Raw genomic sequence first — 21,973 nt, 5'->3', positions numbered from 1 at the left:
GTCCCCCCTCCTGCGGCCGCACCCGGCCCGTCCTCCCACTCCAGGCATTCGCAACTGACGCACCTCCGGCAGAAGTACGTACGTGGGCGCCTGAAACGCGGGTTGACCATGAAAAAAAGATTTTTTTCTTCGGACCAATCCAAACAGCCCTCCTGCTCCGTATACCCGTCCGTCAAGCAAGTTGGGACCGAGGGACGGACGGCATGACACCTCTAATCTCCAGGAGCGGCACGGGGCGCAAGGGCCTTGTCACGCTCATCTGCGGGGCCCTGGCGACCGGCGCGATCACAGCCGCCAGCGTCGCCGTGCTGGAACCGGGGGCGGCCTCCGCCTCCTCCCACCGGGAGGCCCCGCTCATCTCGGGCACCCCGCAGTACGACAACACGGACCTGTACGCGTTCGTCAGCCCGGACAAGCCCGACACCACGACGATCGTGTCGGACTACATCCCCTTCGAGGAACCGGCCGGCGGCCCGAACTTCTACCAGTTCGCCGACGACGCCCAGTACGACATCCACATCGACAACAACGGTGACGCGCTGGACGACCTGATCTTCCGCTACACCTTCCGCACCCAGATCAAGAACAAGAAGACGTTCCTCTACAACACGGGAGTGGTCGACAACCTGACCGACCCCGACCTGAACGTCACGCAGTCGTACAACCTCGACCTGATCAAGCTGAAGAACGGCAAGCAGCAGCGCACGACGAGGATCGCCAGCGACATCCCGGCGGCCCCGTCGGACGTCGGCAAGGCGTCGATGCCTGACTACGCGAAGCTGCGTTCCCAGGCCATCTACAAGACGTCGAACGGCGGAGCGACCTTCGCCGGCCAGGCCGACGACCCGTTCTTCGCCGACCTGCGCGTCTTCGACCTGCTGTACGGCGGCAACCTGTCCGAGGTCGGCCGGGACACCCTCAAGGGCTACAACGTCAACACGATCGCCCTGCAGGTGCCCAACGACCTGATCCGGCAGTCGGCGTCGCGCCCGACCGTCGGCATCTACGCGACGACCCAGCGCAAGAACGCGCAGGGTTACTACTCGCAGGTGTCGCGCCTCGGCAACCCGCTGGTCAACGAGGTCGTCAACCCGCAGAAGGACAAGGACAAGTTCAACGCGTCCCAGCCCAAGGACGACGCGCAGTTCGCGAAGAACGTCACCAACCCGGAACTGCCGAAGCTCATCGAGGCGATCTACAACATCAAAGCGCCGTCCGAGCCCCGCAACGACCTCGTCAGCGTGTTCCTCACGGGCGTCAAGGGCCTCAACACGCTGCAGCCGCAGGCGAAGCCGTCGGAGATGCTCCGTCTGAACACGTCCATCAAGCCCACCGCCAAGCCCAAGCGGCTCGGTGTGCTGGACGGTGACAACCAGGGCTTCCCGAACGGGCGCCGGCTCACCGACGACGTGATCGACGAGGCGCTGCAGGTCGTCGAGGGCGAACTGGTCGGCTCCAAGAACGACCTGGGCGACGCGGTCGACAAGAACGACAAGAGCTTCGAGAAGTACTTCCCGTACGTGGCCGAGCCGACGGCCGGTTCGCGCGGTGCGCTCGCCAAGAGCGCGGCCGGGAGCAGCACGAAGAGCGCGCTCGGCGACGCCCTGACCGGTTCGAGTGACAGCAACATGACGCTGATCGCGGGATCGGCGGCCGCGGGTGCGGCGGGCGTGCTGCTGATCGGCACGGCGTTCGGCTGGTGGCGCCGGCGGATGCAGCGGCCGTACTAAGCGCCTTTCCCCTCAGGGCAGTCGGGTGACTGCGGGTTGGCGGTGGCCGATCGCGCAGTTCCTCCCCCAGCCTCCGGCCGGGGGCACGTCGAGCGCCCCTTACGGGGCGCTCGACGTGCCCCCCCCATTTACTGGCGCGGCCCGCACCCACCCAATCCCCCACGGCGCGGGCCGCGCCGCCTCGCGCGAACAGCTACTAGGAGAGGGCATGGCCCCGGGTACGAACGACAAGCAGCCCGCCGAGACGAAGGACGACGAGCGCGTCACCGCCCTGCGCCGGTTCGCCGCCGCAGGGCGGAACTGGCGGCGCGCCCGGCTCGCCGGCTCCGCCGTGCTGATGGCCATCGCGCTGACCGGCGGGGCGATCGCCCTCGGGGCCGCCCGGGACGGCGCCGCGGCGCCGGTGGCCACGTCGAGCGCGGTGGACCCGGCGCTGCTCGCGAGCGGTGACCTCGCCACCACGATCGCCTCCCTCCAGGCCCATCTCCGCACCCAGCCGAAGGACTCCGACAGCTGGGCCACCCTCGGCCTCGCCTACGTCGAACAGGCGCGCACCAAGGGTGACCCGTCCCGCTACCCGCAGGCCGAGAAGTCCCTCAAGCGCGCCCTCCAGATCACCCCGGACAACGACCAGGCGCTGGCCGCCGAGGCCGCGCTGGCCGCCGCCCGGCACGAGTTCGCGCAGGCCCTCACCTACGCGGACCAGGCCCTGAAGCAGAATCCGTACAGCGCGAACGCCCTGTCCTCCCGTATCGACGCCCTGGTCGAACTCGGCCGCTACGACGAGGCGAGCAAGGCGGCCGACCTGGCCGACCAACGCAAGCCCGGCGTACCGGTGTTCACCCGTTACGCGTATGTGCGGGAACTGCGCGGTGACGTCAAGGGCGCCCAGCGGGTGCTGCAGCAGGCCCTGTCCACGGCCACGTCGAAGGGCGACACCTCCTACGTGGCCGCGCAGCTCGGCCTGCTCGCCTGGAACCAGGGCGACTACAAGAGCGCGCTGGACTACTACGCCCGCGCCCTGGCCGCCGACGAGAACTACCTTCCCGCGCTGGAGGGCCGGGCCCGCGCCCAGGCGGCAAGCGGCGACCGGGCCGATGCCATCAAGGGCATGGAACTGGTCGTCTCCCGCTACCCGCTCCCCCAGCCCCTCGTCGAGCTCGGCGAGCTGTACGAGGACCGGAACGCCAAGGGCGACAAGGAGAAGGCCGAGGACCAGTACGCGCTCGTCGAGGCCTGGATCGCGCTCGCCCGCGCCAACGGCGTCAACGCCGACCTCGACACCGCCCTGGCCGCCGCCGACCACGGCAACAAGGCCGAGGCGCTGAAGGCCGCCCGCGCCGAGTGGGCCCGCCGCCACACCGTGCACACGGCGGACGCGCTGGCCTGGGCCCTGCACGTCAACGGCAAGGACAAGGAGGCGCTGCCGTACGCCCGGCAGGCCACCGCCACCGGCTACCACAACGCCTCCTTCCTCTACCACCAGGGCATGATCGAGCTGGCGAACGGCGAGAAGGCGGCCGGCCGGGCCGCCCTCACCAAGGCCCTCAAGCTCAACCCCGGCTTCTCCCCGCTGGGCGCCCGTACGGCCCGCAAGGCGCTGGAGGACTCGAAGTGAACCTCCGCCGGACCGCCGCCGTCTTCACCCTGGCCTGCGCCGCGACACTGCTGTCCGGCACGGCCGCGAGCGCACACCCGCTCGGCAACTTCACCGTCAACAAGTACGACGGTCTCGTCGCCGCCCCCGGACAGCTCCGTGTCGACCACGTCGAGGACCTCGCCGAGATCCCGGCGACCCAGGCCAAGCCCGACCTGAAGCGGCTGGGCATGGCCAAGTGGGCCGAGCAGCGCTGCACGACGGCGGCGGACGGCAGCAAACTCACGGTCGACGGCAGGGCGACGCCGCTCACCGTCGGCAAGAGCCACGCCGAACTCCGTCCTGGCCAGGCCGGGTTGAACACCCTGCGCGTGGAGTGCCGGTTCACCGCGCCGCTCCCCAAGGGCACCACGGCCACCCTCACCTTCCACAGCGCGGGCACCGACAGCGGCCCCGGCTGGCGGGAGATCACGGCGCGCAGCGACCGGATGACGCTGACGAGGACGGACGTACCGAAGACGTCCGTCTCCCACGAACTCACCAGCTACCCCAAGGACCTGCTCTCCTCCCCCGCCGACATCACCACCGCCGCCGTCCGCGTACGGCCCGGCGGCCCGGCCCTCGCCACGGAACGGCAGGTCACCCCGGGTGCCGAGATCCTCCCCCGGGGCATCGACCGCTGGACCCAGGCCCTGACCGACCTGGTCGCCCGCAACCACCTCACCGTCGGCTTCGCGGTGCTCGCGCTCTTCATCTCGATCGTCCTCGGCGCGATGCACGCCCTCGCACCGGGCCACGGCAAGACCCTGATGGCGGCGACGGCGGCGGCCCGCGGCGGCCGCGCCCGGCTCCGCGACGTCCTCCCGCTCGCCGCGTCGGTCACGGTCACCCACACCCTGGGCGTGGTCGCCCTGGGCATCCTGGTGACGGCGGGCTCGGCGGCCACCCCGTCGGTGATCGCCTGGCTGGGCATCGCGAGCGGCCTCATGGTCCTGGCAGCGGGCGCGAACCTGACCCGCAGGGCCTGGCGCAACAGGACCCACGAACACGCCCACGCCCACGGCCATGACCACGACCATGACCATGACCACGCTCACGGACACGACCATCACCACGGGCACGATCACGACCATGAGCACGGGCACGCCCACGCGCACGCGACGGCCGAGAAGCGAGAGCTGGCCCTGGTCGGAACACACGCCCGTGCCCACGCCCACACGCACGACCATGGTCACGACCACGAGCACGGCCACACTCATGACCACGACCACGACCACGGCGCTCAGCCACATTCTGCAGCCCGTCCGGCGTCTGAGGACGAGGCCGTCCAGGCCGAAGGGGGGTCCGGGGGCGCAGCCCCCGATCACGGCCACACCAACCTGCCGCACAGTCACGGCGGGTTCACCCACACCCACTCCACGGCCCCCACCCTCCGCGGCACCATCCTCCTCGGCTTCGCCGGCGGCCTCGTCCCCAGCCCCTCCGCCGTCGTGGTGCTGGTCGGCGCCGCCGCCCTCGGCCAGGCCTGGTTCGGACTGCTTCTCGTCATCGCCTACGGCGTCGGTCTCGCGCTGACCCTCACCGCCGCCGGGTTCGCCGTCGTCAAGCTGGGTACGGGAATGACTCGGGTGATGGACAAACGCCCCCGCTGGACCACCCACCCCATGGCCACGCTGGTCCGCAGGACCACCCCGCTCGCCTCGGCACTCGTGGTCGTGGCCCTGGGCGTCGGGCTGGTGCTCAAGGGGGCCGCATCCGCGCTCCTCTGAGTTACGTTTGTCATGAATTCTTGCGAGCTGCCGTGGGGGGCACCCGTGACCGAAGAGCCGGGCCGTGAGCGAGTGATCGCGGGCCGCTACAGACTGCTGTCCCCGCTCGGCGAGGGCGGCATGGGTACCGTGTGGCGGGCCCGGGACGAAGTGCTGGGCCGTGACGTCGCCGTCAAGGAGGTCCGGGCGCCGGCCGGGCTGCCCGGCTACGACGTCGAGCGGATGTACGCGCGTCTGGAGCGGGAGGCCTGGGCCGCGGCCCGGGTCGCCAACCGCAACGTGGTGACGGTGTACGACGTGGCGATGGAGGGCGGACGGCCCTGGATCGTCATGGAGCTGATCCCGGGCGTGTCCCTCGCCGACGTGCTGGAGGCGGAGGGGCCGATGTCCCCGCAGCGGGCCGCGGGCATCGGCGCCGAGGTGCTGTCCGCGCTGCGGGCCGCGCACGCCGCCGGGGTGCTGCACCGGGACGTGAAGCCGGGCAACGTCCTGCTGTCGAACGACGGCCGGGTGGTGCTCACCGACTTCGGGATCGCCACCGTCGAGGGCAGCTCGGCGCTGACCATGACCGGCGAGGTGGTCGGCTCACCGGAGTTCCTCGCCCCGGAGCGGGCGCTGGGGCGGGCGTTCGGCCCCGAGTCCGACCTGTGGTCCCTGGGTGTGCTGCTGTACGCGGCGGTCGAGGGCACCTCGCCGTTCCGGCAGGACACCCCGCTGAGCACCCTGCGGGCCGTGGTGGACGAGGAGTTGCCGCCGGCGTACCGGGCCGGGCCGCTCGCCCCCGTCATCGAGGGGCTGCTCCGCAAGGATCCGGCGCAGCGGCTGTCGGCCGAACAGGCCGAGCGCGACCTGCGGCTGGTCGCGGCCGGGGGCACCCCGAGCACGGCCGCCACGGTGCCGGTCCCGGCGCCGTACGAGACCCCGACCCTCGTCGCCCGGCAGCCTCAGCCGTCCTTCCCCACGCCCCCGTCGCCCACCACCCCCACCACTCCGACGGACACCCGGCCGGCCGCCGCGTACCCCGACGGCAACCGCAGGGCCGGCACCGTGCTGCTCGTCGGACTGGTGCTGGTCGTCCTCGCGCTCGGCGGGCTGACGTACGCCCTCCTCAACCGCGACAACGGCGACGGCAACGGCAACGCGAGTGCGAGTCAGTCGGCCAGCAACCTCAGCTCGCCGGCGCCCAGCAAGAGCAGCAGCACCAAGTCGGAGTCCCCGTCGGCGTCCCCGTCCGAGTCCGCGAGCAGCAGCGCGCCCGCGCAGAGCGTGAAGGTCAGTGTGGCCGGGTCGCGCACGGACTATTCAGGGGCCTGTCCGCCGTCGTCCGCGCAGGCGCCCTCGTTCACGGCGACGTTCACGGTGGGGAGTGTGCCGGAGGACGTGCAGTACCGGTGGGTGCTGAAGGACGGGACGCTCGACGACCAGGGCTGGAAGACGCTGTCCTTCCCGGACGGCGGTGGGAAAACCCGGCAGACCAGGGTGACCGTGACGACCTGGTCGGACAGCGGGACGCTGAGCGACGCGATCGCCGTCGAGGTGCGCAGCCCGGTGGAGACGACGTCCAACTCGGTGCCGTTCTCGGTCACCTGCACCACGACGACGGAGACCCCGAGCGACGGGGCCTCCGCTTCGCCTTCGCCGTCAAGCTCGTACTGACGTACCGAGGGTCGACGAGCCGAGGGTCACGCGTTGCTGGTCAGGGCCGGGAGATAGCCGCCGGACTGGCCGGCCGCGGTGGGGTGGTACGACTCGGTGATGTTCAGCCAGTTGACGCTGTGCAGCCAGGAGCTGCTTGAGCAGATCTCGTGGGTGGAGAACGCGCTGCGGACGTCGCCGAAGGTGAACCCGTGGTCGGCGGCGCGCTTGGCGATCGCGGTGTCGATGTAGTCGGCCGCGTTGTTGATGGCGGTGCGCTTGGTCGAGGAGAGACCGAGGCACGTGGTGCCCAGCAGGTAGAAGCGGGGGTAGCCGATGACGACGACCTTGGCGTTGGGGGCCTTGGCGCTGATCGCGTCGTAGACGTTGTCGAGCTTGCCGGGGAGCGTGGAGTCGACGTACGCCTCGGCGGTGCTGATCCGGGACAGGCAGGTGCTGTCGGAGCTGAGCACACAGGTCGTCATGACGTCGGCGAAGCCCGCGTCGTTGCCGCCGATGGTGACCGAGACCAGGGCGGTGGTGGAGCTCAGTGTGCCCAGCTGGCCGGAGAGCACGTCGTCGGTGGTGGCGCCCGAGCACGCGAGGAACGAGAACGAGGACGGGCTGTGGGCGGCGTTCCACAGGTAGGGGTAGGCGTTGGTGCTGCGGTCGCAGCTGCCACTCGAGCTGATGTAGCTGCCGGCGCCGACGCCGGACGCGTACGAGTCGCCGAGTGCCACGTAGCCCCCGGTCGCGGCCTGCGCTTCCGTCGCGGCCGCCCCGGTGAGGGCGAGGCCGGTGGCGAGGAGGAGTGAAGTCACGTATGCCGTAATTCGGGAACGTCTCATGGAACCTCCCTTTAGCAGGATCTCTGCCACAACTGTCGTACCAACTACGCGTGTTGACGGGAAGTGTCCATGCCAAAACAGTTCGGGTTCTCAACCAGCCCCAACCGGACCGATTCCGCGCGTTCCCGGCGCGTTTGATTGCGTGTCCATGACAGGTGCGTGACAGGTCGTCAACTCCCTTGTTCTTCGCCGGGGGAAAACCGATTCTTTACTCGGTCCGTGAGCGGAACGCGACGCTCCCGGTCCGTGTGCGCGGAGCCGCGCGCACACCCCCACACGCGCGCGCCGACCCGGGCGCGCGCTGCCCGCGCGGCCACCAACGGCCGCTATCGAACTCTTGCCCACCGCTCCACGCTTCAGGGTGGAGCGGTGGGCATCCCCGTCCCGACAGCCCGGAGGGGCGCAGAACCGCTGCTAAAGTCGCCTTGTCCGACAACACAGTTGGCGGAACTACCGCCGGACGGGCGGAAAGTGACGCCTGTGGAGGCCCGTGTAAGACCGATCTCCCCGGAGACCGGCAAGGGCCCGTGAAGCAGGAACCCGTGGTGGTACCGCGAAGCGGTACGGACCGGAATCTCCAGCCCCTGGGCTGGAGAGGGCGTCAATCGGCCAAGCTCTCGGCAATCACGGCCGCGAGACCAACCGCCGACCGGTGGTGGCCGCGGTCGGGCAGACCAAACGGTCCCGCCTGACCGACACCACCCAGTCCAGCGCCCCCTGGGGCCTGGACCGCATCGACCAGGCGAGCCTTCCGCTGTCCGGCACCTACACCTACCCGGACACCGCGGGCAGTGGGGTGACCGTCTATGTGATCGACACCGGTGTGCGGATCACCCACACCCAGATCCGCGGCCGCGCCTCCTACGGCTACGACGCGGTCGACGGCGACACCACCGCCTCCGACGGCAACGGCCACGGCACCCATGTGGCGACCACCATCGCCGGCTCCACGTACGGGGTCGCCAAGAAGGCGAACATCGTCGCGGTGCGGGTGCTGGACAACAGCGGCTCGGGTACGACCGCCGGGGTGATCGCGGGCATCAACTGGGTGACGTCGAACCACACCACCCCGGCGGTCGCCAACATGTCGCTCGGCGGCTCGGCCTCCACCTCGCTCGACACCGCGGTCGCGAACTCCATAGCCAGTGGGGTGACCTACGCGATCGCGGCCGGCAACAGCAGCGCCAACGCCTCCTCGTACTCCCCGGCCCGGGTCTCGACCGCCATCACCGTCGGCGCCACCACCAGCTCCGACGCCAGGGCCAGCTACTCCAACTACGGCTCGGTCCTGGACATCTTCGCGCCCGGCTCCTCCATCACGGCGGGCTACAACACCAGCGACACCGCCACCGCCGTCCTGTCGGGCACCTCGATGGCCACCCCGCACGTGGCGGGAGCGGCCGCCGTCTACCTCGCGGGCCACACCTCGTCCACCCCGGCCCAGGTCGCCACGGCCCTGGTCAACGGCGCCACGTCCAACGTGCTCACCAGCGTGGGCACCGGCTCGCCCAACAAGCTCCTGAAGCTCGTGTCGTAATCGATCACCGGTAGACACCGGAATCGAGCGACTTGTTCCCCGGAGGCATCAGGTGTCTCCGGGGAACGGTCATGTCCGGAGACCTGCTTGACGCCTCCAGTTCGGCTGCGCGACATTGAAGCCCGGCATCCGACGCCTTGGGGGGCAAAGTCGGCCATGCAGACCATACGGCTCAAGACATCATCAACAGCGGACGAACCGGCACGGCCAGGACCGGGGAGGGACCTGAGGCCCGTGCTCGCGGGGGCCGCGACAGGCGTCGCCGGAACCGGTGCGCTGCTCGCGCTCACCGACTCGGGCTCGCCGCTGCGCGGGTCGTTCGCGCTGTTCTTCCTGATCGCCGCGCCAACCGCGGCGATCGGTCTGGCGCTGCGCGGACTCGATCCGTTCGCCCGCGTGCTCACCGCGCTGGCGGGTGCGGTCGCCCTGGACATGCTGATCGCCCAGGGGATGCTCGCCGTGCACCGCTGGTCCTGGCGCGGCGGCATCGTCGCCGTGACCGCGATCAGCGTTCTGCTGCTTCTGCTGGTACTTCTGCGACCGGTGGAACGCATTGTAAAACGGATGCACCGGCGAGCCGGGAATATCCGTTCGAGTTGAAGAACAAGGTCGGCCAAAGTTTCGTAACGGCCAAACCAACAAAAACGTGAGACCCACTTCCAGGTCTTGCCATACTGGTCCAATCATCAATACCGTCGTATATCTCACCCGCATCGGATCGTCATCAAGCGGCTCTAGGGGAGGGCTCAAGGACCGCGATGTTCCGGAGCGGGGCGCGGTAGGGGGGTGCCGTGCTCGGTGACTGCAATGACCACTGTCGTTTCTCGTGTGACCACTGTCGTTTCCGAGTCGTGCCGCGCGACCGGCTGCCGTCTGTCGGCAGACCGGCCAGCTTTGCCAGCTCACCTGCGGATACGGAGACCCGTTTTCCGTAGCACGGGTGAGAAGAACCCCCCTTTCGAACCGGACACAGAAGCGGGCCGCCCAAGGGGCGGGCGGTCCACCGGACGAGAGGGACAAGACTCATGAGTTCTGTTCTGCGTACACCGGCCTCGGGCCAAGATCCGTTAATGGCGCCCGAATACCGGCCGATCTCCTCTCACCTGGCCATCACACCGCCGGTGAGCGTGGTGATCCCCGCCATGAATGAGGCGGAGAATCTCCCCTACGTCTTCAAGACACTTCCCGGCTGGATACATGAAGTGGTTCTTGTGGACGGTAATTCCACCGACAACACCGTGGAAGTAGCGCGGGAGTTGTGGCCCGAAGTGAAAGTCGTCGAACAGAGTGGCAAGGGCAAGGGAGATGCCTTGATCACCGGATTCGAGGCGTGCACCGGCGACATCATCGTCATGGTGGACGCGGACGGCTCGGCCGACGGCCACGAGATCGTGTCGTACGTCTCCGCCCTGGTCTCGGGCGCCGACTTCGCCAAGGGCTCGCGCTTCGCCAACGGTGGCGGCACGGACGACATGACCTTCATCCGCAAGCTGGGCAACTGGGCGCTGTGCACGGTCGTCAACCGCAAGTTCGGCGCCCGCTACACCGACCTCTGCTACGGATACAACGCCTTCTGGCGGCACTGCCTCGACAAGATCGACCTCGACTGCACCGGCTTCGAGATCGAGACCCTGATCAACATCCGGGTGGTCAAGGCCGGCCTGAAGGTGCAGGAGATCCCCAGCTACGAGTACCTCCGCATCCACGGCACCAGCAACCTGCGCGCCGTCCGCGACGGACTCCGGGTGCTCAAGGTGATCCTGAAGGAGCGCTCCAACCGGCGTGACCTGCGCCGGCAGGTGCGGCACTCCCCGATGCTCACCACGGGCCAGGGAGAGTCGTCTTGAGCGATCCCGACATCTCCGTCGTGATCTGCGTGTACACCGAGGACCGCTGGGAGGACATCCTCGCGGCGGTCTCCTCGGTGCGCGCCCAGTCGTATCCGGCGCTGGAGACCCTGCTGGTCGTCGACCACAACCCGGCGCTCCTGGAACGGCTCACGAAGGAGTACAAGGAGGCCACGGGGGCCACGGGGGTGCGGGTGCTCGCCAACGCGGGCCCCCGCGGCCTGTCCGCGGGCCGCAACACCGGTATCGCCGCGTCCTACGGCGAGGTGATCGCCTTCCTCGACGACGACGCCGTGGCCGAGCGGGACTGGCTGCGCCGCTTCGCCGAGGGGTACGCCGACCCGAGGGTGATGGCGGTCGGCGGCCGGACCATGCCCGTCTGGGCCTCGGGCCGCCGCCCGGACTGGTTCCCGGAGGAGTTCGACTGGGTCGTCGGCTGCACCTACCGGGGGCTGCCCGCGGGCCGCGTCCGGGTCCGGAACGTCCTCGGGGGAAACGCTTCTTTCCGGCGTACGGCCTTCGACGCGGCGGGCGGTTTCGCCACCGGCATCGGCCGCGACGGCGACAAGCGCCCGCTGGGCTGCGAGGAGACGGAGCTGTGCATCCGCCTCACCCGGGCCCGCCCGGACGCCGTCCTCCTCATCGACGACCGCGCGGTGATCCACCACCGGGTCCCGGAAGCCCGCGAGCACTTCGGGTACTTCCGCACCCGCGCCTACGCCGAGGGCCTCTCCAAGGCCCTGGTTGCCCGCAGTGTCGGCGCCGGCAAGGGTCTGGAGTCCGAACGCCGGTACACCACGCGTGTGCTGCCCGCGGGGGTCGCTCGTGGCCTGCGGGACGCACTGCTGGCCCGGCCGGGCGGTGCGGGCCGGGCGGGCGCGATCGTCGCCGGGGTGCTGACGGCGGCGGGCGGTTACGTGGTGGGGAGCGTGCGGGCCCGGCGGGGCGGGGCGGCCTTCGCCGTCGCCGGGATCGAGGAGGGCTCCCATGGCTGAGGCCCCGGTCCCGATCCTCATGTACCACTCGGTGGCGACCTCGCCCAACGACGCCACCCGCGCGCTGTCGGTGGCACCGGAGGCGTTCGCCGAGCAGATGGCGCTCATCGGCGACCTGGGCCTGACCCCGGTCGACACGGCCGCCCTGGCGGCCGGCTGGCGCTCGGGCGGCCCGCTCCCCGACCGTCCCGTCCTGATCACCTTCGACGACGGCTACGAGGGCGTGCACCGGCACGCCCTGCCCGTGCTCGCCAAGCACGGCTTCGCGTCCACGCTGTTCGTCTCGACGGGCTGGATCAGGGGCGCGTACGACACCGGAGGCGGCCTGGACGCCATGCTCGACTGGGACCAGGTGCGCGAACTCGCGGGTGCCGGCTGCGAGATCGGCGGGCACAGCCACACCCACCCGCAGCTCGACCAGCTGGACGACGACCGGCTGCGCGCGGAGCTGGTGCCCTGCCGGGAGATCGTCGCCGGCGAACTGGGCGCCGCGCCCGACTCGTTCGCCTACCCGTACGGCTACTCCAGCAGCCGGGTCCGGCAGGCCGTACGGGCGGCCGGGTACGCGCAGGCGCTCGCCGTCGGCAACGGCCTCGCCCGCCGCCGTCAGGGTCCGTTCGCGCTGCAGCGCGTCACCGTGCGCCGCAGCACGGACGCCGAGGAGTTCACGCGACTGCTCGAAGGCCGAGCCGTCGCCCGCAACTTCGCCAGGGACCGTGCCCTCACCAAGGGTTACGCCGTTCTCCGCAGAGCACGCCAGGTCCGCCGGAAGGCCATCCGTTCCCGTGTCTGACACGACCACAACAACCGAGACCGCGACAACCGAGACGTCGGCGCCCGAGCAGTCGGGGCGCCGTCTTCGCCTGCCCGGACGGGGCGGCTCGTCCGGCGGCAGTCCACTCTTCCGGAACGCCTACGCGCTGATGCTCAACACCGGCATCTCCGCCGTCCTGGGCCTCGGCTTCTGGCTGGCCGCGGCCCGCTACTACTCCGAATCGGCCGTCGGCCAGGGCTCCGCCGCGATCGCCGCGATGAAGTTCCTCGCGGGCCTGACCGCGGTGACCCTCACCGGCGCCCTCGCCCGCTTCATCCCGGTGGCGGGCCGCCACACCGGACGCCTCATCTTCCGTACCTACGCGGGCAGTTCGCTGATCGTGGCGACGGCCGCCGGGGCCTTCCTGCTGACGCTGAACGTGTGGGGGCCGTCGTACCGCTTCCTGCACGGGCCGCTCAACGGGCTCGGGTTCGTCGTCGCGGTCGTCTCCTGGAACCTGCTCACCCTCCAGGACGGGGTACTGACCGGGCTGCGCAACGCGCCCTGGGTGCCGGTGGGCAACACCGTGTTCTCGGCCGTCAAGCTGGGGCTGCTGGTCGCCCTGTCCGTGGCGATCCCGACGGCCGGTGTCTTCGTCTCCTGGGTCGCGGCGATCGCCACCTCGTTCATCCCGCTGGGCTGGCTGGTGTTCCGGCGCCTGGTGCCCCGGCACATCAAGGCCACCGAGGACCATGCGAAACCGCCCACGCTGCGGGAGATCGGCAAGTTCCTGGCCGGCGACTACACCGGCTCGCTGTTCTCCCTCGCCGTGGTCTACCTGATCCCGGTGATCATCGCCTCGCAGGTCAGCTCCGAGGACAACGCGTACTTCTACATCACCACCACCATCGGCGGCACCACCAACCTGCTCGCCATCAACATGGGCGCCTCGCTGACCGTCGAGGGCTCCCACGACCCGACCCGCCTGGCCGGCAACACCCGGGCCGCGCTGAAGCGGATGGCCCGGCTCATGATCCCCATCTGCGCGCTGCTGTTCTTCGGGGCGCCCTGGATCCTCGGCGTCTTCGGCCCCGGTTACGCGGACGCGGCGACCCCGCTGCTGCGCTGGTTCGCGGTCGGCGCGCTGCTCCGGGTCGTGATGGAGACGTACTTCGCGGTGCTGCGCGCACAGAGCCGCACCGCCGGACTCGCCTGGCTGCAGGGCCTGTTGTGCCTGCTGGTGCTCGGGCTGACCCTGCTGCTGCTCCCCCGGATGGGGCTGACCGGCGCGGGCGTCGCCGAGATCTCCAGCCTCGCGGTGATCGTGGCGATCGCGGCGCCCCGGCTGTGGAAGACGCTCCGGGCCGCCCCTGCCGAGATCCCGGAGGACGCGGCACCGGACGGCGACCTCGCCGACCTGGGGGCACGGGAGGTGCGGCCCGCCGCCGCACCGCGCAGGCGGGGCCCGGCCTGGGCGCTGGACACCGACACCCTCGCCCTCGGCATCCATGTGGACTTCGACCATGTGGAGCGCCGCCCGGACGTCCGGCCGGGGCCGGGAACTCCGCCCACGGGTACACCCGTTGTCCGTCCGGAGGACCGGCCGACGTGGGCGCTTCGGCCGCCGCGGAACCTGGGGTTGCCGGTGGAGGAGAGGGAGCCGCACGCGGAGGCCTCGCTGGGGCCCGCCGAGGTCTCGCTGCTGAAGGAGGCGGAGGTCGACGCGCCGTTCACGAAGACGGCCGTACCGAAGCCGGAGCCGGGATCCGGACCGGGGTCGGAGTCGGGGTCCCGGTCGGAGGAGGCGGCGGTGCCGGCCGAGGCTCCCGCGGAGCCCGCGCCCGCGCGCCCGCTGCGGGAGCGGCTGACGCCCACCCGCTCGGGAGTCGTCCTCGGCTGTCTCCTGGTCGCCGCCCTGCTGCTCTACTGGGTGCCGGCGGCCCGGCTCGACGACGCCGACCTGGACCGGATGGGCGGCCTCGGGCTGATCTCGGTGCTGCCGCTGCCCACCCTGGTCGGGGCGGCGCTGCTGATCACGGTGTTCGCCGCGCTGCTGTGGCTGCGCCGGGAGCACAGGGCACTGCTCCTGGTCACCCTGCTGGCGACGGTCGTGTCACTCCATGCCCTGCCCGCCGTGATCGAGACGGAACCCCGCTTCCCGACCGCCTGGCAGCACCTCGGGTTCATCGACTACATCGACCGCACCGGCTCGGCCGTACCGGACCTGGACGCCCGCTGGAGCTGGCCGGGCTTCTTCGCGGCGGCCGCGTTCATCGGCCGGGCGTGCGGGGTCACGGACTTCACCGAGGTCATCCGCTGGTGGCCGACGTTCATCCAACTCGCCTATCTGGCACCGATGTTCCTGCTCGTACGGTCGCTGCGGGCGAGCTGGCGGGCGAAGTGGACCGGTATCTGGATCTTCGTGCTGTGCGGCTGGGTCGGCCAGGACTACTTCTCCCCGCAGGGCTTCACGTACCTGCTCTACCTGATGTTCGTGGCGATCCTGCTCGTCTGGTTCCGTGCCCCGCAGGTCATCTGGACGAGGTTCCGGCCCGGCGAGGCGGAGGTCGAGCCGACGAACCGCCGTCAGCAGGCCGTGCTGCTCATGGTGCTGGTCGGCCTGTACGCGGCGACCGTCCCGGCACACCAGCTCACCCCGTTCGTGATGCTGGGTGTACTGGCGGTCCTGGTCCTGATCGGCAGGTCCGAACTGCGGGGCCTGCCCATCCTGTTCGGGGTGGTGGCGGCCGTCTGGCTGGGCTTCATGGCCGAGCCGTACTGGTCCGGGCACTTCAACGAGCTGTTCGGCGGGGTCGGCGGGGTCGGCAGCAATGTCTCCACCTCGGTCTCCGGCCGTATCCAGGGCGGGAGTTCGACCCACAAGCTGGTCCTGTACGTCCGGGTCCTGCTGGCCGGGAGCATGATGACGTTCGCCGTCTGGGGCTGGTGGCGCCGCCGCTTCCACCAGTACCGCGAGCGTTCCCTGCTGGTCCTGACGTTCGTCCCGTTCCTGGGCTTCGGCATGCAGTCCTACGGCGGCGAGATGGCGCTGCGGGTCTTCATGTTCGCTCTGCCGGGCGCGGCCCTGCTCGCCGGGCTCGCCCTGTTCCCGCGCACCGGCGCCACGGCGAAGGAGCGGGAGCGGGACAAGGTCAGCCTGGCGCCGGTGGCCGCGCTGCTGGCCGGGCTGCTGCTCATGGGCGGCTTCCTGGTGGCCCGTTGGGGCAACGAGTCCTTCGAGCGGGTCCGGCCCGGCGAGGTCGCCGCCATGGACTACGTCTACGCCCACGACAAGCCGACGGTACGGCTGCTGTGGCTGAGCAACGACACCGTCAACGACGTGACCCCGGCGATCCCGTGGGGCGCGAAGGACATGGAGCGGGTCGACTACGTGCCGACGCTGGCGCCCACCGACCCGGTGCTGGTGTCGAGCCTGGTCAAGGCGTTGAAGGACGCCGGTCCGCACTCGTATCTGATGATCAACAGGAGTCAGGTCACCTATCTCCAGATGGACGCCGGCTACTCGGCGACATGGGAGAGCCGGCTGATCCAGAACCTGGACAACCGGCAGGATCTGACGAAGGTCCTGGTCAACGACGACGCCACCATGTACGCGCTGCGCAAGCAGCCCGCGGGTGCGGTGGCGAAGCCGGATCCGGGGCCGATCGGGCCGCGGATCACCTGGACGCCGTGGTCGGTGATCGGCGGTCTCGCCGCCGTCGCGCTGATCCTGCTGCTGACGGCCCGCGAGGTGGTCCGGGTGGCGGTCTGGCCCGGCGTGCGTCAACTGCGGTGGCTGCAGGGCAGCTTCTGGTTCTCGCTGCCGCTGCTCGCGGTGCTGCTGGCGTCGCTGGCGCAACGGTTCCTGACGCTCAACTGAGGGGGTTCAAGTGGCTCACCTGGTGAGCCACTTGACCTCGTAGGCCTTCATGTCGAACCGCTTCCCGTCCACCTGGGCGCTGATCGCCCGGTCGAGGGTGTTGACCACCAGGATCGTCCTGTCGCCGGCGAGCACGCGGACGTTGGGCACGTCGTCCTTGGCGACGGAGACCGTCTCGTACCTGGTCCCCGGCGGGAACGCCTTCCCGAACCGGGACACCAGGTCGTACATGGGCAGGGCCTGCCCGCCGTCCCCGCTGTCGGTCGTGCTCCACAGGCAGCCGGCGCAGTCGCCGCCCTTCTCGTCCTCCGGGTTCCAGTAGAAGCCGGAGTCGGCGCCGCCCTCGACGAGGGCGATCATGCCGGTGGCCTGGACGGCGACCCGGTGGTCCTCGGTCCAGCCGGTGCGTTCGTCCTGGCCGTCGGCGGGCTCGACGTAGTACTCGGCCCACCACAGCGGCAGGTCGTGCGTCTGCCCCCGCACCCACTCGCTGACGGCGGTGAACTTGTCCGTGGCCGCGAACTCGTCGGGCAGCAGGTCGTCGTCGTTGGTGTAGCTGGACCCGTCGACGACCACGAAGTCGGCGCCGGCCTTGTGGGTGTTCCAGTAGTCGAAGGCGTCGACGACCCGCTGGTCCATCACGCCCCAGTCGCCCTTGAGGGTGGTGGAGGCGTTCTCGGTCTGGCGCGGGTCGAAGCTGTCCATCACGAGGTACGGCCCGCCGACCATGATGTCCTTGTTCACGGCCTTCAACGCCTTGTAGACGAGGTTGTAGAGCTCGGTGTAGCCCTCGTAGCCCCAGCGGCCCTTCGCGTTGTTCCAGAAGCCCTTGAACTCGTTCCAGACGATGAAGTGCCGTACGTCCGGGTAGCGCCGGGCGACGGTCGCGGCGAGGTCGGCGTAGTCCTGGTAGTGGTCGGGGGTGGGCGCGGTCTCCAGGGCGGCCTGGCTCCAGTCGGTGTTGCCCACCCCCGCCTCGCCGCCCTTCATCCAGTCCGGGGAGCAGCACAGGGTGATCACCGGGGTGCCGCCCGACCTGCGCATGAAGTCCACCCGGCGGTCCAGCGCGCCGAAGTCGTAACGCCCCTTCACCGGCTCGGGGTTGTCGGCGCCCCAGCCCATGACGGCCTGGTCCTGCGGCAGCCCCGCGTCCTGGGAGAGCAGGTCCTCGACCCGCTGGGTGGCCTTCGCGCTGCCCTCGTCGGCGCTGTACTGGGTGTGGGTGAAGCCCCAGCCCACGTACGGCTCGGTGGTGTCCGGCGGGGTGGCGGGGGTGCCGTGCACCTTGTCGCCGTCGCGGGTCGTGCCCGCGGTGCCGGTGCCGCCCCCGGGAAGTGTGTTGACCAGTGTCACGATCAGGGCGAGAGCGGCCACACCCACCCCGAGCAGGGCGGTGAGCCGCCACCGCCGAGCCCCCGAATTCCACCCATGACGTCCCATCAAGGACAACAGTAATGGGGGAAATCGCCCCGGGGGCAGGTATCGGCGATCGACAGCTGTGTAACAGGAGCGGGTGCGCGCCGGGGCTGCGTGCGTGACCGCTCCGGGATACTCCGGAAGCTCGGTGCGCACCCGACACTCCCCTCCCACTTCGGAAAACGGGTGCGCCACGGGCCCCGGTGACGGATCATGGCGGCATGTCTGCCAAGCCGCACGAGACGCTGCCGATCCGGCTCAACGTCGACGACTCCGACTCCCCGTCCGACGTCGTCGACGCGCTGTTCCTCGGCCGTTTCGCGACGGGCGAGCAGCCGTACTCGCACGCGGCCAACATCGACCGGGTGCGCTCCGGGGCGACCCTGCTGCCGAAGGAGGCGCGGGTGCTGCGGGTGGCCCGCGACGACGACCGCAGCGCGACCCTCGCGGAGGGCGACGGCTGGACGCTGCTGGTGTCCCGCTGGAACCGGGGCGCCGACGTCACCGTCACCGCCACCACCGCCGAGCTGGCCGCCAAGGTGCTGAACGAGGCGACGGACGGCGCGGCGGACGAGCCGGAACCGCAGCCGGAGAACGTGACCATGGGTTTCTGGTACGTCTCGCCCCGCCGTGGCCCGCACCGCACCACCCGGCAGATCTCCGCGGGCACCTGGGACGAGGTCCGCGCCAACTACACGGCACCGGTCGCGGACGCGATGGACCGCCTGATGAAGACGACGCCGGAGGACATCGCGGGCCGGCTCCTGCTGCTGCACGGCCCGCCGGGCACCGGCAAGACCTCCGCCCTGCGCACCCTCGCCCGGTCCTGGCGGGACTGGTGCCAGGTGGACTGCGTCCTCGACCCGGAACGGCTCTTCTCCGACGTCGGCTACCTGATGGACATCGCGATCGGCGAGGAGGACGGCGCCGGCAAGGGCCGCTGGCGGCTGCTGCTCCTTGAGGACTGCGACGAACTGATCCGCGGCGAGGCCAAGCACACGGCGGGCCAGGCGCTGTCCCGGCTGCTGAACCTCACCGACGGCCTGCTCGGCCAGGGCCGCAACGTCCTGGTCGGCGTCACCACCAACGAGGACCTGGAGCGGCTGCACCCCGCCGTGGTCCGCCCCGGCCGCTGCCTGGCCCGGATCGAGGTGGGCCCGCTGACCCACCGCGAGGCGGTGAGCTGGCTCGGTACGGAAGAGGGTGTGGGCCGGGACGGGGCGACCCTGGCGGAGCTGTACGCACTGCGCCGGGGCACCGCGCCGACCTCGGTACCGGGGGCGCGGGAGGGCGCGGACGCGGGCCTGTACCTCTAGCCGGTGCTTTGATAGGGGTATGCCCCTCTTCGTCGGAACGTCGGGCTGGCAGTACAAGGACTGGCGGGGCGTCCTGTACCCGGCCGACGTGCCCGTGCGCTCGTGGCTGGAGGCCTACGCGGAGCAGTTCACCACGGTCGAACTGAACAACGCGTTCTACCGGCTCCCGACCCGCGAGAACTTCGCGTCCTGGCGGCACCGGGTCCCGCCGGACTTCGTGATCGCGGTCAAGGCGAGCCGCTACCTCACGCACATCAAGCGCCTCAAGGATCCCGCGGAGCCGGTCGACCGCCTGCTGACCCACGCGGCGGGCCTCGGCGACCGGCTGGGCCCGGTCCTCCTCCAGCTCCCACCGACGCTCAGGGCGGACCCGGGCCTGCTGGACGCCTGCCTGTCCTGCTTCCCCCACGGCACTCGCGTCGCGGTGGAACCCCGCCATGACTCCTGGTGGACGCGGGAGACCCGCGAGGTCCTGGAGTCCCGGGGCGCGGCGCTGTGCTGGGCCGACATCCAGGCCCACCCCATGACCCCGCTCTGGCGCACCACCGACTGGGCCTACCTCCGCTTCCACGAGGGCCGGGCCCAGCCCTGGCCCCGCTACGGCCGCCGCTCCCTGGAGACGTGGATCGACCGCATCGCCACGGCGTACCCGAAGAAGGCGGACATCTACGCGTACTTCAACAACGACCCGGGCGGAGCGGCGGTGCGGGACGCGGTGGCGTTCGGGAGGACGGCGGAACGGGCAGGGCTGACGGTGACCCGTACGCCGGAACTGAGCACGAGCGGCTGACTCAGCCCTCCCCGTAAGCCGCCCGCAGGGCATCGTGTACGGCTGCCAGTGCCGCGTCCTCCGGCAGGCCCAGGCGCCGTACGCGCTCGGCGTACGCCTGTGCGGCCGAGGACGCCTCGCGTTCCGCGGCCGATCCCGCCGCCGCGACGAACGTCCCGTTGCGTCCACGGGTCTCGATCACGCCCTCCGTCTCCAGCGCCCGGTACGCCTTGGCCACGGTGTTCACCGCCAGGCCCAGCGACTCGGCCAGCCCACGCACCGTCGGCAGCCGGTACCCGACCGGCAGCACCCCGCCCCGCGCCTGTTCGGAGATCTGCGCCCGTACCTGCTCGTACGGCGGCGCGCTGTCATCGATGTGGATCTTCAAGGTCACGGCCCGATTCTCCCGCACCCACCGGAAAATGAGAGGCACCCCGTACACGTCCCGCATAGCGTGCGCCCCATGACAGTGATCGTGCGCGACCTGCGCCCCGACGTCCGGTCCGACGCCGAGGGCTTCGTCCGGGTCCGGCACCTGGCCCTGCCCTACATGCTGTTCACGCCGGAGTCCCTGGTCCACGACCGGGCCCACGCCCACCCCGCCATGCGCTTCCGCCAGCTGGTCGCGGAGGAGGACGGCGAGATCATCGGCACGGCCCAGGTCGGCCTCGCGCACGAGAGCCCGGAGCCGGGCCAGGGCTTCGCCAACGTGTACGTGCATCCGGAGCGCACCGGCCGGGGCGCCGGCGCCCTCCTCGCCCGTACGGCGGAGACGTATCTGTCGGCCGTGGGCGCGACCATGTCGTACGCCTGGGTCCTGGACACCCCGTCCAACCGTGCCTTCGCCGAGCGCCGCGGTTACACCGAGCGCCGCTCCGCCCACTTCCTCCGTCTCGACCTCGCGCACGGCACGCTCCCCGCGCTCCGGACTCCCCCGCCCGGCGTCGAACTGCGCACGGCCGCCGACTTCGCCGACGACCCGCGCCCGCTCTTCGCCCTCGACGCGGAGACCACACGGGACGAACCGAGCGACATCGACATCGAGTTCGCCGACTACGAGGCCTGGCTGGACGAGACCTGGCGGCACCCGCTGTTCAGCCGGGAGCTGACCTCGGTCGTCCTGGTGGACGGCCACCCCGCCGCGTTCAGCGCGGCCCGCACCGACGGCGCCACCGGCTACGGCACCGTCATGACCGGCACGGCCCGTGCCTTCCGCGGCCGGGGCCTGGCCAAGCTCGCCAAGAACGACTCCCTGCACCGCGCCCGCGCCGCCGGCTTCACCCACGCCTTCACGGGCAACGACAGCGGCAACGGCCCGATGCTGGCGATCAACAAGTGGTTCGGATACGAAGTCTGCGCAACGGAGGTCAGGTATGTCCGCGAACTCGGCTGAGCCCACGACGACGGTGGACGTCGTCCTGGTCAAGGCGGGCCGCACGAAGATCCGTTACCCCGCCGAGCTGCTGCACGACGACGGCACCCGGATCGCCGTACGCGCCCCGTGGGCCGGTGACGTGACCCGTGACTTCGGCTTCGTCCGCTTCGAACAGGGCGATGTCTTCACCGAGTTCTACTGGCGCGACCGCTGGTACGCAGTGAAGGAGGTCCGCACCGCCGACGGCACGCTGAAGGGCTGGTACTGCGACATCACCCGCCCGGCGACGCTCACCGGCGGCGAGCTGGTCGTCGAGGATCTCGACCTGGACCTGTGGCGTTCCGCCGACGGCACGGACGTACGGCGCCTGGACGAGGACGAGTTCGCCGAGAGCGGGCTGACGGAGCGGGACCCGAAGGCCGCCGAGGCTGCGGTGGCGGCCCTCGACGCACTGGAGACCCTGGCCGGTGCGGGCGGTTTCGAGGCCCTGCTCACCTGAAGCGCC

At 70.7% G+C, this 21,973-nt stretch carries 16 protein-coding genes and 1 pseudogene; 14 read left to right on the top strand and 3 right to left on the bottom strand.

The annotated features are described in order from the left end of the window. Positions 1-203 precede the first annotated feature (203 nt). Genes ABZ887_RS25265 through ABZ887_RS25250 form a run of 4 tightly spaced genes read left to right on the top strand, consistent with a single transcriptional unit; the run spans position 204 to position 6,752 of the window. Positions 204-1,730 (top strand): DUF4331 domain-containing protein, encoded by a 1,527-nt coding sequence (locus ABZ887_RS25265; protein ID WP_361293148.1) that lies wholly within the window; start codon positions 204-206, stop codon positions 1,728-1,730. Positions 1,731-1,755: 25 nt separating this feature from the next. Next, positions 1,756-3,348, top strand: coding sequence for a tetratricopeptide repeat protein (locus tag ABZ887_RS25260; protein WP_361293146.1), 1,593 nt, complete (start codon positions 1,756-1,758; stop codon positions 3,346-3,348). Positions 3,349-3,377: 29 nt separating this feature from the next. After that, positions 3,378-5,096, top strand: coding sequence for a nickel transporter (locus tag ABZ887_RS25255; protein ID WP_361293304.1), 1,719 nt, complete (start codon positions 3,378-3,380; stop codon positions 5,094-5,096). 45 nt (positions 5,097-5,141) lie between these two features. Then, complete coding sequence (locus tag ABZ887_RS25250) at positions 5,142-6,752, top strand: serine/threonine-protein kinase (RefSeq protein WP_361293144.1); 1,611 nt, start codon at positions 5,142-5,144, stop codon at positions 6,750-6,752. A 26-nt stretch (positions 6,753-6,778) separates the two neighbouring features. On the opposite strand, the gene ABZ887_RS25245 is transcribed toward ABZ887_RS25250, so the two are convergent. After that, positions 6,779-7,579 (bottom strand): SGNH/GDSL hydrolase family protein, encoded by an 801-nt coding sequence (locus ABZ887_RS25245; protein WP_361293142.1) that lies wholly within the window; start codon positions 7,577-7,579, stop codon positions 6,779-6,781. Positions 7,580-8,234: 655 nt separating this feature from the next. On the opposite strand from ABZ887_RS25245, the pseudogene ABZ887_RS25240 reads away from it, so the two are divergent. The 6 genes and pseudogenes from ABZ887_RS25240 to ABZ887_RS25215 form a co-directional block, all read left to right on the top strand. Further along, positions 8,235-9,116: pseudogene (locus tag ABZ887_RS25240) on the top strand (S8 family peptidase); the annotation flags it as partial. A gap of 234 nt (positions 9,117-9,350) precedes the next feature. After that, on the top strand, positions 9,351-9,716 hold the full coding sequence (locus tag ABZ887_RS25235; RefSeq protein WP_361293140.1) for a hypothetical protein: 366 nt from the start codon (positions 9,351-9,353) through the stop codon (positions 9,714-9,716). Positions 9,717-10,141: 425 nt separating this feature from the next. Further along, the gene (locus ABZ887_RS25230; RefSeq protein WP_361293138.1) at positions 10,142-10,963 is read left to right on the top strand and encodes a glycosyltransferase family 2 protein; all 822 of its coding nucleotides are present in this window, start codon (positions 10,142-10,144) and stop codon (positions 10,961-10,963) included. Further along, positions 10,960-11,958, top strand: a complete 999-nt coding sequence (locus tag ABZ887_RS25225) for a glycosyltransferase family 2 protein (RefSeq protein ID WP_361293136.1) — start codon at positions 10,960-10,962, stop codon at positions 11,956-11,958. The genes ABZ887_RS25230 and ABZ887_RS25225 overlap by 4 nt, the downstream gene beginning before the upstream one ends. Next, the gene (locus ABZ887_RS25220; RefSeq protein WP_361293134.1) at positions 11,951-12,751 is read left to right on the top strand and encodes a polysaccharide deacetylase family protein; all 801 of its coding nucleotides are present in this window, start codon (positions 11,951-11,953) and stop codon (positions 12,749-12,751) included. Before ABZ887_RS25225 ends, ABZ887_RS25220 begins: the two co-directional genes overlap by 8 nt. Further along, positions 12,744-16,592, top strand: a complete 3,849-nt coding sequence (locus ABZ887_RS25215; protein WP_361293132.1) for a lipopolysaccharide biosynthesis protein — start codon at positions 12,744-12,746, stop codon at positions 16,590-16,592. The genes ABZ887_RS25220 and ABZ887_RS25215 overlap by 8 nt, the downstream gene beginning before the upstream one ends. A 15-nt stretch (positions 16,593-16,607) precedes the next feature. Here the strand turns inward: ABZ887_RS25215 and ABZ887_RS25210 are convergent, their stop codons facing one another. After that, positions 16,608-18,032, bottom strand: a complete 1,425-nt coding sequence (locus tag ABZ887_RS25210; RefSeq protein ID WP_361293130.1) for a xylan 1,4-beta-xylosidase — start codon at positions 18,030-18,032, stop codon at positions 16,608-16,610. Between the two features lie 197 nt (positions 18,033-18,229). On the opposite strand from ABZ887_RS25210, the gene ABZ887_RS25205 reads away from it, so the two are divergent. Together ABZ887_RS25205 and ABZ887_RS25200 are read left to right on the top strand one after the other, a co-directional pair. Beyond that, positions 18,230-19,324: a DUF5925 domain-containing protein gene (locus tag ABZ887_RS25205; protein ID WP_361293128.1), complete on the top strand. Its 1,095-nt coding sequence runs from the start codon at positions 18,230-18,232 to the stop codon at positions 19,322-19,324. Between the two features lie 19 nt (positions 19,325-19,343). After that, complete coding sequence (locus ABZ887_RS25200; protein WP_361293126.1) at positions 19,344-20,114, top strand: DUF72 domain-containing protein; 771 nt, start codon at positions 19,344-19,346, stop codon at positions 20,112-20,114. Position 20,115: 1 nt separating this feature from the next. Here ABZ887_RS25200 and ABZ887_RS25195 read toward each other — a convergent pair whose 3' ends face one another. Then, positions 20,116-20,487, bottom strand: a complete 372-nt coding sequence (locus ABZ887_RS25195) for a GntR family transcriptional regulator (RefSeq protein WP_361293124.1) — start codon at positions 20,485-20,487, stop codon at positions 20,116-20,118. A gap of 69 nt (positions 20,488-20,556) precedes the next feature. Between ABZ887_RS25195 and ABZ887_RS25190 the strand changes: the two genes are divergently transcribed. Continuing rightward, positions 20,557-21,486 carry a GNAT family N-acetyltransferase gene (locus tag ABZ887_RS25190; RefSeq protein ID WP_361293122.1) on the top strand — a complete coding sequence of 310 codons (930 nt, stop codon included), beginning with the start codon at positions 20,557-20,559 and terminating at the stop codon, positions 21,484-21,486. Next, positions 21,467-21,967: a DUF402 domain-containing protein gene (locus ABZ887_RS25185; protein WP_361293120.1), complete on the top strand. Its 501-nt coding sequence runs from the start codon at positions 21,467-21,469 to the stop codon at positions 21,965-21,967. Before ABZ887_RS25190 ends, ABZ887_RS25185 begins: the two co-directional genes overlap by 20 nt. The last annotated feature ends 6 nt before the right edge of the window (positions 21,968-21,973 follow it).

This window comes from Streptomyces sp. NPDC047061 (assembly GCF_040643955.1).
Lineage (GTDB): Bacteria > Actinomycetota > Actinomycetes > Streptomycetales > Streptomycetaceae > Streptomyces.
The sequence above is the reverse complement of the archived record's forward strand: the minus strand, read 5'-3'. Positions and strand labels throughout refer to the sequence as shown.

Coding starts and splice junctions, on each gene's coding strand:
- ABZ887_RS25220 (WP_361293134.1), top strand. CDS start 11,951: ATGGCTGAGGCCCCGGTCCCGATCCTCATGTACCACTCGGTGGCGACC.
- ABZ887_RS25265 (WP_361293148.1), top strand. CDS start 204: ATGACACCTCTAATCTCCAGGAGCGGCACGGGGCGCAAGGGCCTTGTC.
- ABZ887_RS25210 (WP_361293130.1), bottom strand. CDS start 18,032: ATGGGACGTCATGGGTGGAATTCGGGGGCTCGGCGGTGGCGGCTCACC.
- ABZ887_RS25185 (WP_361293120.1), top strand. CDS start 21,467: ATGTCCGCGAACTCGGCTGAGCCCACGACGACGGTGGACGTCGTCCTG.
- ABZ887_RS25230 (WP_361293138.1), top strand. CDS start 10,142: ATGAGTTCTGTTCTGCGTACACCGGCCTCGGGCCAAGATCCGTTAATG.
- ABZ887_RS25205 (WP_361293128.1), top strand. CDS start 18,230: ATGTCTGCCAAGCCGCACGAGACGCTGCCGATCCGGCTCAACGTCGAC.
- ABZ887_RS25200 (WP_361293126.1), top strand. CDS start 19,344: ATGCCCCTCTTCGTCGGAACGTCGGGCTGGCAGTACAAGGACTGGCGG.
- ABZ887_RS25245 (WP_361293142.1), bottom strand. CDS start 7,579: ATGAGACGTTCCCGAATTACGGCATACGTGACTTCACTCCTCCTCGCC.
- ABZ887_RS25190 (WP_361293122.1), top strand. CDS start 20,557: ATGACAGTGATCGTGCGCGACCTGCGCCCCGACGTCCGGTCCGACGCC.